13 protein-coding genes are annotated in these 12,297 nt (G+C 66.5%); 11 read left to right on the top strand and 2 right to left on the bottom strand.

What is annotated here, in order from left to right:
- Positions 1 to 160: 160 nt before the first annotated feature.
- Genes ACSMEV_RS05895 through ACSMEV_RS05905 form a run of 3 tightly spaced genes read left to right on the top strand, consistent with a single transcriptional unit; the run spans position 161 to position 1,836 of the window.
- Positions 161 to 523, top strand: coding sequence for a CidA/LrgA family protein (locus ACSMEV_RS05895; protein WP_459207609.1), 363 nt, complete (start codon positions 161 to 163; stop codon positions 521 to 523).
- Entirely contained in the window at positions 520 to 1,236 is a 717-nt protein-coding gene (locus ACSMEV_RS05900) for an LrgB family protein (protein WP_459207610.1), read from the top strand. The genes ACSMEV_RS05895 and ACSMEV_RS05900 overlap by 4 nt, the downstream gene beginning before the upstream one ends.
- A 9-nt stretch (positions 1,237 to 1,245) precedes the next feature.
- Positions 1,246 to 1,836: an LON peptidase substrate-binding domain-containing protein gene (locus tag ACSMEV_RS05905; protein WP_459207611.1), complete on the top strand. Its 591-nt coding sequence runs from the start codon at positions 1,246 to 1,248 to the stop codon at positions 1,834 to 1,836.
- 28 nt (positions 1,837 to 1,864) lie between these two features.
- Here the strand turns inward: ACSMEV_RS05905 and ACSMEV_RS05910 are convergent, their stop codons facing one another.
- Both ACSMEV_RS05910 and ACSMEV_RS05915 read right to left on the bottom strand, forming a co-directional pair.
- Positions 1,865 to 3,181 carry a bifunctional DedA family/phosphatase PAP2 family protein gene (locus tag ACSMEV_RS05910; RefSeq protein WP_459207612.1) on the bottom strand — a complete coding sequence of 439 codons (1,317 nt, stop codon included), beginning with the start codon at positions 3,179 to 3,181 and terminating at the stop codon, positions 1,865 to 1,867.
- Positions 3,182 to 3,199: 18 nt separating this feature from the next.
- Positions 3,200 to 3,895, bottom strand: coding sequence for a DNA-3-methyladenine glycosylase (locus tag ACSMEV_RS05915; RefSeq protein WP_459207613.1), 696 nt, complete (start codon positions 3,893 to 3,895; stop codon positions 3,200 to 3,202).
- A 305-nt stretch (positions 3,896 to 4,200) separates the two neighbouring features.
- On the opposite strand from ACSMEV_RS05915, the gene ACSMEV_RS05920 reads away from it, so the two are divergent.
- Genes ACSMEV_RS05920 through ACSMEV_RS05955 form a run of 8 tightly spaced genes read left to right on the top strand, consistent with a single transcriptional unit; the run spans position 4,201 to position 12,169 of the window.
- Positions 4,201 to 5,472 (top strand): glutamate-5-semialdehyde dehydrogenase, encoded by a 1,272-nt coding sequence (locus tag ACSMEV_RS05920; protein ID WP_459207614.1) that lies wholly within the window; start codon positions 4,201 to 4,203, stop codon positions 5,470 to 5,472.
- 1 nt (position 5,473) lies between these two features.
- Positions 5,474 to 6,133: a nicotinate-nucleotide adenylyltransferase gene (nadD, locus tag ACSMEV_RS05925; protein WP_459207615.1), complete on the top strand. Its 660-nt coding sequence runs from the start codon at positions 5,474 to 5,476 to the stop codon at positions 6,131 to 6,133.
- A 43-nt stretch (positions 6,134 to 6,176) separates the two neighbouring features.
- Positions 6,177 to 6,599 (top strand): ribosome silencing factor, encoded by a 423-nt coding sequence (rsfS, locus tag ACSMEV_RS05930; RefSeq protein ID WP_296269286.1) that lies wholly within the window; start codon positions 6,177 to 6,179, stop codon positions 6,597 to 6,599.
- Between the two features lie 9 nt (positions 6,600 to 6,608).
- On the top strand, positions 6,609 to 7,076 hold the full coding sequence (gene rlmH, locus ACSMEV_RS05935; protein ID WP_028695508.1) for a 23S rRNA (pseudouridine(1915)-N(3))-methyltransferase RlmH: 468 nt from the start codon (positions 6,609 to 6,611) through the stop codon (positions 7,074 to 7,076).
- 16 nt (positions 7,077 to 7,092) lie between these two features.
- Complete coding sequence (gene mrdA, locus ACSMEV_RS05940) at positions 7,093 to 8,985, top strand: penicillin-binding protein 2 (protein ID WP_459207616.1); 1,893 nt, start codon at positions 7,093 to 7,095, stop codon at positions 8,983 to 8,985.
- Between the two features lie 38 nt (positions 8,986 to 9,023).
- A complete protein-coding gene (rodA, locus tag ACSMEV_RS05945) occupies positions 9,024 to 10,127 on the top strand; it encodes a rod shape-determining protein RodA (protein ID WP_296269390.1) in 1,104 nt (367 codons plus the stop codon).
- Between the two features lie 17 nt (positions 10,128 to 10,144).
- Positions 10,145 to 11,155 carry a lytic murein transglycosylase B gene (mltB, locus tag ACSMEV_RS05950; protein WP_459207617.1) on the top strand — a complete coding sequence of 337 codons (1,011 nt, stop codon included), beginning with the start codon at positions 10,145 to 10,147 and terminating at the stop codon, positions 11,153 to 11,155.
- Positions 11,156 to 12,169 (top strand): septal ring lytic transglycosylase RlpA family protein, encoded by a 1,014-nt coding sequence (locus tag ACSMEV_RS05955; protein ID WP_459207618.1) that lies wholly within the window; start codon positions 11,156 to 11,158, stop codon positions 12,167 to 12,169.
- Positions 12,170 to 12,297 lie beyond the last annotated feature (128 nt).

A 12,297-nucleotide genomic window follows, 5' to 3' on the forward strand; every position in this document is an offset into this window, starting at 1 on the left:
CACCGCGCGCCTGTCAGAAGCCGCTGACATTGCCCCTGGCGGTCTCCGAGGGCCTGCACGGCGGTATCGGGCCGGTCAAGGGAAGAAGTTTACGGCCACGGTCGGCCGATGCCGTCGGCTCGCGTGCGTATAATGGCCGCCTCGCTCGAAGGAGGTGCCTATGCTGTTGCGCGGATTGACTTGGTTGGTGCTGTTCCAGTTGCTGGGCACGGCGCTCAACCACCTGCTGCTGCCCATGTTGCCGGGGCCGATCATCGGTCTATTGCTGCTCCTGGTCTGGCTGATGGTCAGGGGTGAAGTCGGCCAACCGCTGAGCGAGGCATCGTCGAGCCTGCTGCGCTACCTGCCGCTGCTGCTGGTGCCGCCGGCGGTCGGCGTGATGGTCTACGCCAAGGACATCGCCGCCGACTTCTGGGCCATCGTCGGCGCGCTGGTGATCTCCTGCGTGCTGAGCCTGGTGCTGGCTGGCGTACTGATGCAGAAGCTCATCCACCGCCAGAGCACGCGCAAGGAGCAGCCATGACCCCCGACGTGCAGGGCGCCTGGACGGCCGTGGTGCACCACCCGCTGTTCGGCATCGGCATCACCCTGGGTGCCTACCAGCTGGCGGTCGCGGCCTACGAAAGAACCCGCTGGGTCTTCCTGCAACCGGTGCTGGTGTCGATGCTGCTGCTGATCGGCGTGCTGCTGTCGTGCGGCATTCAGTACAGCGAGTACCGCAAGAGCACCGAGATCCTCAACATCTTGCTGGGGCCGGCCACCGTGGCCCTGGCGGTGCCGCTGTACCTGAACCTGCGGCGCATCCGCCAGTTGTTCTGGCCGACCTTTACTACGCTGGTAGTCGGCGGCGTGTTCGCCACCCTGACGTGCGTGGCGTTGGGTTACGCCTTCGGCGCCGAGCACATGATCCTGATGACCATGGCGCCCAAGTCGGTGACCTCGCCCATCGCCATGCTCGTGGCCGAGCAGATCGGCGGTGTGGCGGCGCTGGCCGCGGTGTTCGTGCTGATCACCGGGGTGCTGGGCGCCATCGTCGGCCCGGCGCTGCTCGACCGCTTCGGCGTGACCCACCCCGAAGCCCGCGGCATGTCGCTGGGCATCACGGCGCACGCGGTGGGCACCTCGGTGGCGTTGCAGGAAAGCGATGAATGCGGCGCCTTCGCGGCGCTGGCGATGAGCCTGATGGGCGTGGCCACCGCGGTGCTCCTGCCGCTGGCGGTCAGCCTGGTGACCTGAGGACGCGACATGACGTTACCGCTGTTTCCGCTCAATACCGTGCTGTTTCCCGGCTGTCTGCTCGACCTGCAGATTTTCGAAGCACGCTACCTGGACATGATCGGCCGCTGCATGAAGCAGGGCGAAGGCTTCGGCGTGGTGTGCATCCTCGACGGCGAGCAGGTCGGCCACGCACCCACCGGTGTGGCGACGGTCGGCTGCGAGGCGGTGATCCGCGACTTCGTGCAGCAGGAAAACGGCCTGCTGGGCATTCGCGTCGAGGGTGCCCGACGCTTCCGACTGGGTGCGACCCAGGTGCTCAAGGACCAGTTGCTGGTCGGCGAAGTCGAATGGCTGGCCGAGCAGGCCGACAGTGCCTTGCTCGAACAGGACGACGATCTGCTGGCGCTGCTGCTGGCTTTGGGCGAGCACCCGATGGTCAAGTCCCTGGACATGCCCCAGGCGGTCGACGGCCGGCAGTCGCTGGCCAACCAGTTGGGGTATCTGCTGCCGTTTCTGGAAGAGGAAAAGCTCAGGTTGCTGGCCACCGACTCGCCCGCGCAGCGCCTGGATGGCATTCAGACGCTGCTCGAACAGTTGCAGGGCGAGGTGATCGGCTGAGGCCGACGGGCGCCTGGCGGCGCCCTTTTCAGTACTGGTAGCGCAGCAGCGCGGCAGGCAGGGCGTGGAAGGCGAAGAACGCCATCAGCGCTGCGCAGGCCGGCAGCACCAGCCACCACACCCGCACCGGCATGGCCGGCAGGGGCTCGCGGTTCTGCACCAGAGTCAGGGTCAGGGCGCACACGCAGCAGGCCAGCAGGGTGCCGGCGAGGATGTCGGTCGGCCAGTGCGCGCCGAGGTAGACCCGCGACAGGGCGATCGTCATGGCGGGCAAACAGCCCAGCAAGACCCAGGTCAGGCGCATGCGCGTCGGCTGACCGCGCCCGGCCAGGACCGCCAGCACCAGGAAGAAGGCGAACGAGGCCGAGCTGTGCCCGCTGGGCATGCTGTAGCTGGTCAGCGGTTCGGTGAGCACTTCGGGGCGCGCACGGGCGAACAGCCATTTCAGGCTGCCGTTGCCGACGGCGGTGCCGATCAGCGCGCAGCCGGCGAACAACGCATGGCGCCATTGCCGCACCAGCAGCAACAGCCCGGTCAGCAGGCCGCCGAGGAAGAACTGCGTGCGGAAATCGCCCAGCCGGGTGATCAGCACCACGGCGCCGTCCAGCGCCTGGCGGCGGTGTTCCTGGACCAGGGTCATCACGCCTTGGTCGAAGTCGTGTAGCCATGGCCAACCGACGAACACGGCGATCAGTGCCAGCAGGCACAACCCGCTGATCAGGCGGCTGCCGTGGCGGTGATCGCGGATGCTGCTGCTCAGGCTGACCACGATCAGCACGGCCAGGGTGCCGACGACGATACCGGCCTGGGGCCAGAAGTCTTCCGGCAGCGGCAGGCGGATGGCCGCGCCGGTCGCCCAGCCGGGCAGCAGATAGGCCACCGACCAACCGGCGGCGGCCACCAGGCTGACGGCGACGAAGCGCAGCAGCGGCATGTCGAACATGCCCGCGACCATCGGCAGCATCGGCCGCAGCGGCCCGATGAAGCGGCCTACCAGCAGGCTGGCGATGCCATAGCGCTTGAAATAGGTCTCGGCGCTGCCGATCCATTCGGGGTGGTGGCGTATCAGCGGCAAGCCGCGGATGTTCTGGTGGAAGTATTTGCCGATGGCGTAGGACAGCGCATCGCCGAGCAAGCCCCCGGCGAACCCCAGCAACAGGGTTTCCCCCAAGGTGAAGGCGCCGCTGCCGGCCAGCACCGCCACTGCGAACAGCAGCACGGTGCCGGGCACGATGATGCCGGCGATGGCCAAGCACTCGATGCAGGCGATGAGGAAGATGGCAATGCCCAGCCATTGTGGGTTGGCACTGAGCCAGGTGGTGAGGCTGTCGAGCCATTGGCCCATGATGTCAGTGTCCTTCGTTCAGGAGGGGAAAGCCTTGATGATGGAGAAGTCCTGCCCTTCGACTTGGCCCCGGCGCAGCGGGTTCCGCGTGCAGAAGCGGGCATAGGCGGCATCGACGAAGCGGTAGGGCAGGTGTTCGTCGCGGCCGTGGGGAATGCCCAGGCGCGCGGTCTGGATGATCTGCGGCACCGCGATGCCGCAATCTTCCACATAGAAACGCTGGGGGTCGAAGCGCTGGGCGTCCCAGTGCGGCACCTTCAGGCCCAGGGCACGGCAGAGCAGAGTCTGGCCGGCGCACAGGCGCCCGTCGGGGCGCGGGTTGCCGCTGGCGTCGGGGTTGTTCAGCTGCATGCGCGCCAGGCTGTTGGCGTCGCTCAGGGCGTCGGTCCAGGGGTAGGCCGACTTGATCAGCACGGCATTGCCCGGCCCGTGGGCGCTGAAGTTCAGCGAATCGCCGCCACGTGCGTAGTACATGTAGATGTGCCCGCCGTCGAGAAACAGCGCCTTGCGCTTTTCGGTGAAGCCCAGGGAAGCATGGCTGCCTTTGTCGCTGAGGTAATAGGCCTCGGTTTCGATGATCCGCGCGGCCAGCCACAGGTCGCCTTGGCGGTGGCGGATGACTTTGCCGAGCAGGTCCTTGGCCAGGGTCTGGGCGTCGCGGTCGAAGAAGCTGTCGGGCAAGGCCGAAGGCGGGTGGAGGGCTGGCGTCGTCATGGGGGATCGGCTTCCAGGCGAAAAGACCGGGATCATAGCAACGAATGACGGACCGCAGCGCTGGCCTTGTGCCTGTACTTGATCCAAGGCCATTGATCGCGCATCGGGCATGCCCCCGCAAACACGGGCTGTAGTGAGACGCCGAGACACTTACCAAGGCAAAATCGGACAATTCCGATACCTACCGTTACATCTTTCTGACCCTGCGGCTGTGACATTTACTACCATCCGCCTCCCACCGCTGGGCGTATACCGGCGCGCCCGCTATAATCAGCCGCTTTCCCCTTCGCCAAGACACCGAACCCATGACTGAGTCCGTTCTTGACTACATGACCCGCCTGGGTCGCGCCGCCCGCGAAGCCTCGCGGGTCATCGGCCGTGCCAGCACCGCGCAGAAGAACCGCGCCCTGCAGGCCGCCGCCGCGGCGCTGGACGCTGCCCGCGATGAGCTGACCGCCGCCAATGAGCAAGACCTGGCCGCTGGCCGCGCCAATGGTCTGGAGCCAGCGCTGCTCGACCGCCTGGCGCTGACCCCGGCGCGCATCGACGGCATGATCACCGGCCTGCGTCAGGTCGCTGCGCTGCCCGATCCGGTCGGGGCGATCCGCGACATGAGCTACCGGCCTTCGGGCATTCAGGTCGGCAAGATGCGCGTGCCCTTGGGCGTTGTGGGAATCATCTACGAGTCGCGCCCGAACGTGACCATCGACGCCGCCAGCCTGTGCCTGAAGTCGGGCAACGCGACCATCCTGCGCGGCGGCTCCGAAGCCATCCATTCCAACCGTGCCATCGCCCGCTGCATCCAGCGCGGCCTGGCCGACGCCGGTCTGCCGGCCGCGGTGGTGCAGGTGGTCGAGACCACCGACCGCGCGGCGGTCGGGGCGTTGATCAGCATGCCCGACTACGTCGACGTCATCGTGCCCCGTGGCGGGCGCAGCCTGATCGAACGCGTCAGCCGCGAGGCCCGCTTGCCGGTCATCAAGCACCTCGACGGCATCTGCCACGTGTACGTGGCCGAGCACGCCGAGCTGGCCAAGGCCCAGCGCATCGCCCTCAACGCCAAGACCTACCGCTACGGCATCTGCGGCGCCATGGAAACCCTGCTGGTCGACCAGCGCGTGGCCCAGGCCTTCCTGCCTGGCATGGCCGAAGCCCTGATCGAGAAGGGCGTGGAACTGCGCGGCTGCGAGCGGACCCGCGCCATCGTCGACGCCCAGCCGGCCAGCGAAGCGGACTGGCACACCGAGTACCTCGCGCCGATCCTGTCGATCCGCGTCGTCGACGGCTTCGACCAGGCCGTCGAGCACATCAACCATTACGGTTCGCACCACACCGACGCCATCGTCACCGAGCACCAGGGCCAGGCCCGACGTTTCATCACCGACGTCGATTCGGCCTCGGTGATGATCAACGCACCGACCTGCTTCGCCGACGGTTTCGAATACGGCCTGGGCGCGGAAATCGGCATCTCCACCGACAAGCTGCATGCCCGCGGCCCGGTCGGCCTGGAAGGCCTGACCTGCGAGAAATACGTGGTGATCGGCGACGGCCAACTGCGCGGCCAGGAGCCGAGCTGAATTGACCGCACCTTCGCCAGCCCGGCGCATCGGCATCCTGGGCGGAACCTTCGACCCCGTGCATATCGGCCACCTGCGCAGCGCGCTGGAAGTGGCCGAGCTGATGCGGCTGGACGAACTGCGCCTGCTGCCCAACGCCCGCCCGCCGCACCGCGACACACCGCAGGTGACGCCGCAAGACCGCCTGGCGATGGTGAGCCACGCGGTGGCCGGCACGGCGCAGCTGAGCGTCGATGCCCGCGAGCTGGCGCGCGACAAACCGTCGTACACCATCGACACGCTCGAATCGTTGCGCGCCGAACTCGCCGCCGACGACCAGCTGTTCCTGCTGCTGGGGTGGGACGCCTTCTGCGGCCTGCCGGGCTGGCACCGTTGGGAAGAGCTGCTGCAACACTGTCACATCCTGGTGCTGCAACGCCCGGATGCCGACGTCGAACCCCCTTTCGAGCTGCGCAACCTGCTGGCTGCGCGCTCCGCGAGCGATCCTACCGCCATGCCCGGCCCGGCGGGGCACATTTCGTTCGTCTGGCAGACCCCGCTCGCGGTGTCCGCTACGCAGATCCGACAGCTGCTGGCCAGCGGCAAGTCGGTGCGGTTCCTGGTGCCGGACGCAGTACTGGCCTACATAGAGGCGCACGACCTGTATCGTGCGTCTACCTGAAGGTGCCACGGGCACCTCACTCAACACGTTGAACGAGTTTGATATGACCAAGCAGAAAATCCATGGCGAAGCACTGGTCGAGCTGACCAAATCGGCGCTCGAAGACGTCAAGGCCCAAGACATCCAAGTGATCGACGTCCGCGACAAGCACAGCCTCACCGACTACATGATCATCGCCACCGGTACCTCCAACCGGCAGATCAACGCGATGCTGGAAAAGGTCCGCGAAGCGGTCAAGGCCAAGGGCGCGCAGCCCCTGGGCGAAGAAGGCAAGGGCGACAGCGACTGGGTGCTGCTCGACCTCAACGACGTCATCGTGCACATGATGACCGCCGCTGCCCGCCAGTTCTACGACTTGGAGCGTCTGTGGGTCGGCGCCGAGCAGAGCCGCGCCGCCGACGGCAAGCACCACAGCCCCGAGAACAGCACCCACGACTACTTCGAAAAGCTCAAGGACCGGGAATAGGTCGGCGCCATGCGTCTGCGCCTGATCGCGGTCGGTTCGCGCATGCCCAAGTGGGTCGAGGAAGGCTGGCACGAATACGCCAAGCGCCTGCCTGCGGAGATGGCGCTGGAGCTCGTGGAAATCCCGCTGAACACCCGCGGCAAGAACGCCGACGTGACCCGCCTGATCCGTCAGGAGGGTGACGCCATGCTGAGCAAGGTGCAGCCGGGCGAGCGCATCGTCACCCTCGAAGTGCACGGCAAACCCTGGAGCACCGAGCAGTTGGCGGGCGAACTCGACCGCTGGCGCCTCGATGCGCGCACCGTCAACCTGATGGTCGGCGGCCCCGAGGGGCTGGCCCCGCAGGTGTGCGCGCGGGCCGAACAGCGCTGGTCGCTGTCGCCGCTGACACTGCCGCACCCGTTGGTAAGGATACTGATCGGCGAACAGATCTACCGCGCCTGGACCGTGCTGTCCGGGCATCCCTACCATAAATAGCCTGTAAGCCTGACCGATGTCGCAGCCGATCCGCCTCAAGGACCACGAGAAAGACGCCCGTCTGGTGCGCAAGCGCGTCGTGGTCGGCGCCGTGGCGGTGACGTTGCTCATCTGCGTGCTGGTCGCGCGCCTGTACTTCCTGCAGGTCGTGCAGTACGACTACCACTCCACGCTGTCGGAGAACAATCGGGTGCACGTGCAGCCGATTCCACCCACCCGTGGGCTGATCTACGACCGCAACGGCGTGATCATCGCCGACAACCGGCCCAGCTTCAGCCTGAGCATGACCCGCGAGCGCGCCGGCAGCGACTGGCCGCAGGTGCTCGACGCCATCGTCGAAGTGCTGCAACTGAGCGAAGACGACCGCGTGCTGTTCGAAAAGCGCATGCGCCAGGGGCGTCGGCCGTTCGAGCCGGTGCCGATCCTGTTCGAACTGACCGAAGAGCAGATCGCCCGCGTGGCGGTGAACCAGTTCCGCCTGCCCGGCGTGGAAGTGGTGGCGCAACTGGTGCGGCACTATCCCCAGGGCGCGCATTTCGCCCATTCGGTGGGCTATGTGGGGCGGATCAACGAGAAAGAGCTCAAGACCCTCGATCCGGTCAACTATAGCGGCACCCACCACATCGGCAAGACCGGCATCGAGCGCTTCTACGAGAGCGCCCTGCATGGCCAGGTCGGCTACGAAGAAGTCGAGACCAATGCCCGCGGTCGCGTGCTGCGTGTGCTCAAGCGCACCGATCCCAAGCCCGGCAAGGACATCGTGCTGAGCCTGGACATCAAGCTGCAGGAGGCCGCCGAAGCGGCGCTGGGCGGGCGTCGCGGCGCCGTGGTGGCGCTCGACCCGCGTACCGGCGAGGTGCTGGCGATGGTCAGCCAGCCGAGCTTCGATCCCAACCTGTTCGTCACCGGCATCAGCTTCAAGGCCTACGCCGAGCTGCGCGACTCGATCGACCGGCCGCTGTTCAACCGCGTGCTGCGCGGGCTGTACCCGCCAGGTTCGACGATCAAGCCCGCCGTGGCCATCGCCGGCCTCGACAGCGGCGTGGTCAACGCCGGCAGCCGAGTGTTCGACCCCGGCTACTACCAACTGCCCAACTACGACCACAAGTACCGCAACTGGAACCGCAGTGGTGACGGCTGGGTCGATCTCGACACGGCGATAATGCGTTCCAACGACACCTACTTCTACGACCTGGCGCACAAGATGGGCATAGATCGCCTGTCGGCCTACATGAACAAGTTCGGTATCGGCCAGCGCGTGTCGCTGGACATGTTCGAGGAATCGGCCGGGCTCATGCCGTCGCGCGAATGGAAGCGCGCCACCCGCCGCCAGGCCTGGTTCCCTGGCGAAACGCTGATCCTCGGCATCGGCCAGGGGTACATGCAGGCCACCCCCCTGCAACTGGCCCAGGCCACCGCGCTGATCGCCAACAAGGGCGTGTGGAACCGTCCGCGCCTGGCCAAGACCATCGAAGGCGAGCCGCCGGTGGACGAAGAGCCGATGCCCGACATCGTCCTGCGCGACCCGTCCGACTGGAACAAGGTCACCCACGGCATGGAGCAGGTGATGCAGGGTGCGCGCGGCACCGCACGCAAGGCCGCGCTCGGCGCGCAGTACCGCATCGCCGGCAAGAGCGGCACCGCGCAGGTGGTGGCGATTCGCCAAGGCGAAAAATACGACCGCAACAAGCTCCAGGAGCGCCACCGCGACCATGCCCTGTTCGTCGCCTTCGCCCCGGCCGAAAAGCCCGAGATCGTGATCTCGGTGATGGTCGAGAACGGCGAGTCCGGGTCCGGTGTGGCCGCGCCCGTGGTGCGCCAGATCATGGACGCCTGGCTGCTCGATGAACATGGCCGGCTCAAATCCGCCGCCGTGCCTGCCACCGTTGCCGAGGAACCGGCCCCGTGATGAACAATTTCGACCGCATGCTCTCCAGCGAAGACGTGATGCGTCGCCGCGCGAGCTTTCTGCAGCGCATCCATATCGATGGGCCGCTGCTGCTGATTCTCCTGACCCTGGCCGCCGGCAGCCTGTTCGTGCTGTATTCGGCCAGCGGCAAGAACTGGGACCTGCTGCTCAAGCAGGCTTCTTCCTTCGGCCTGGGCCTGGTGTCGATGTTCGTCATCGCCCAGCTCGAACCGCGCTTCATGGCGCGCTGGGTGCCGCTGGCCTACCTGATGGGGGTGATGCTGCTGGTGGTGGTGGACGTCATGGGCCACAACGCCATGGGCGCCACGCGCTGGATCAACATTCCCGGGGTGATTCGCTTCCAGCCCTCGGAATTCATGAAGATCATCATGCCGGCGACCATCGCCTGGTACCTGGCCAAGCGCACCTTGCCGCCGCAGCTCAAGCACGTGCTGATCAGCCTGGTGCTGATCGGCGTGCCGTTCATCCTCATCGTACGCCAGCCCGACCTCGGCACCGCGTTGCTGATCCTGGCGTCCGGCGCCTTCGTGCTGTTCATGGGCGGGCTGCGTTGGCGCTGGATCGTCAGCGTGCTGGCCGCCGCGGTGCCGGTGGCGGTGGCGATGTGGTTCTTCGTCATGCACGACTACCAGAAGCAGCGTGTGCTGACCTTCCTCGACCCGGAAAGCGACCCGCTGGGCACCGGCTGGAACATCATCCAGTCCAAGGCCGCCATCGGCTCGGGCGGGGTGTTCGGCAAGGGTTGGCTGCTGGGCACCCAGTCGCACCTGGACTTCCTGCCTGAAAGCCACACCGACTTCATCATCGCCGTATTGGGCGAAGAATTCGGCCTGGTGGGCATCTGCATGCTGCTGATCATCTACCTGCTGCTGATCGGCCGTGGCCTGGTCATCACCGCCCAGGCGCAGACCCTGTACGGCAAGCTGCTGGCCGGCAGCCTGACCATGACGTTCTTCGTGTACGTGTTCGTCAATATCGGTATGGTGAGCGGCCTTCTGCCAGTAGTGGGCGTGCCGTTGCCCTTCATCAGCTACGGCGGAACTTCATTGGTGACGCTGCTGTCAGCGTTTGGCGTTTTGATGTCGATCCACACGCATCGCAAGTGGATCGCGCAGGTTTGAATAAGGTGAACAATTACATGCAAGTCGTGCGTGGCTGGGTGGCTCGTCAAATGCCGTGGATCGGCGCCCTGGGCCTGCTTGGCGCGGCCGCGCAGGTCACCGCCGGCGATTACGACGGTTCGCCGCAAGTGCAGGCGTTCGTCGCCGAGATGACCCGCGACCACGGCTTCGCCCCCGAGCAGTTGCAGGCGGTGTTCGCCGAGGTCGAGCGCAAGCAGTCGATCCTCGACGCCATTTCCCGGCCGGCCGAGCGCGTCAAGCCATGGAAGGACTACCGCCCGATGTTCCTCACCGACGCGCGCATCGCCCGTGGCGTGGACTTCTGGCGCCAGCACGAGGCCACCCTGGCCCGTGCCGAGCTGACCTTCGGCGTGCCGGCGCAGGTGATCGTGGCGATCATCGGCGTGGAAACCTTCTTCGGCCGCAACACCGGCAACTACCGGGTGATCGACGCGTTGTCGACCCTGGGCTTCGACTACCCGCCCCGCGCCGACTTCTTCCGCAAGGAACTGCGCGAGTATCTGCTGCTGGCCCGCGACCAGCAGGTCGACCCGCTCAGCCTCAAGGGCTCCTACGCCGGCGCCATGGGCCTACCGCAGTTCATGCCCAGCAGCTTCCGCGCCTATGCCGTGGACTTCGACGGCGATGGGCACATCAACATCTGGAACAACGCCGACGATGCCATCGGCAGCGTCGCCAGCTACTTCCAGCGTCATGGCTGGGTCGAGGGGGAAGCGGTGGTCAGCCGCGCCCAGGTCAGCGGTGCGCAGGCCGACCAGGGCCTGACCCAGGGCATCGAGCCGGCCAGCACGGTCGCTCAGTTGCGTGCCCTCGGCTGGTCGAGTCAAGATGCGCTGCCCGACGATCTGCCGGTCACGGCGTTCCGTCTGGAAGGCGAAAACGGCCCCGAATACTGGATGGGCCTGAAAAATTTCTACGCGATCACCCGCTACAACCGCAGCGTGATGTATGCCATGGCGGTGCATCAGTTGTCCGAGCAGCTGGTCAAGGCACGAGGCGTCAACTAAATGCGCGAATTCTTCACAGCGAACACTTTGAAAGTCCTGGGCTGCCTGACCGCCGCGCTGGTCTTGGCGAGCTGTTCTTCCAGTCGCCCCAGCACCGCCGCGAAAGCGCCCAAGGGCGGTGCGATCGTCCGCGCCCAGCCGGGCCTGGACATCAACCGCGCGCACAAGGACGGCGCGCCCTGGTGGGACGTGGACGTCAACAAGATTCCCGACGCCACGCCGACCCTGCACACCGGCCCCTACAAGGCCAACCCCTACACGGTGTTGGGCAAGACCTACTACCCGATCCAGCAATTCAGCAACTACCGCGCCGAGGGCACGGCGTCGTGGTACGGCACCAAGTTCCATGGCCAGAACACTGCCAACGGCGAGGTCTACGACCTCTACGGCATGAGCGCGGCGCACAAGACCCTGCCGCTGCCGGCCTATGTGCGGGTGACCAATCTCGACAACCAGCGCAGCGTGATCCTGCGGGTCAACGACCGCGGGCCGTTCTATTCCGACCGCATCATCGACCTGTCCTACGCCGCCGCCAAAAAGCTCGGCTACGCCGAGATCGGCACCGCGCGGGTACGCGTCGAGGGCATCGATCCGCAACAGTGGTGGGCCCAGCGCGGGCGATCGGCACCGCTGGTGCTCAAAGAACCACAGGTCGCGCAAACCCAGCCGCTGCCGGCCAGCACCGGTGGCGTCGAGCAGTGGACGCCACCGCCGCAGCAGCACGCGGCCGCCGTGGTGCCGGTACAGGTGGCGAGCAACCCCGCCCCTGTAGGCAACGGCGCGATGTTCCTGCAGGTCGGCGCCTTCGCCAACCCGGACGCGGCCGAACTGCTGCGCTCCAAGCTGAGCACCATGGTCAGCGCGCCGGTGTTCATCAGCTCCATCGTGCGCAACCAGCAGACGTTGCACCGCGTGCGCCTGGGGCCGATCGGCAGCCAGGGCGAAGTGCAGCAGATGCAGGACAGCGTGCGTCTGGCCAACCTCGGCCAGGCCAAGCTGGTCACGGCAGACTGAGCCGATCGGTCGGTTTTGTCATGAACCGGCGGGCATGGCCATGTACAATGGCCGCTTTTGCCCGCCAGCCCCTCCCAGGGCGCTGAACATTGATGTGGGGGCGTGGCCCGGATAGCCGGCACCTGTGC

The sequence above is a fragment of the Pseudomonas sp. MLB6B genome, from assembly GCF_054508135.1.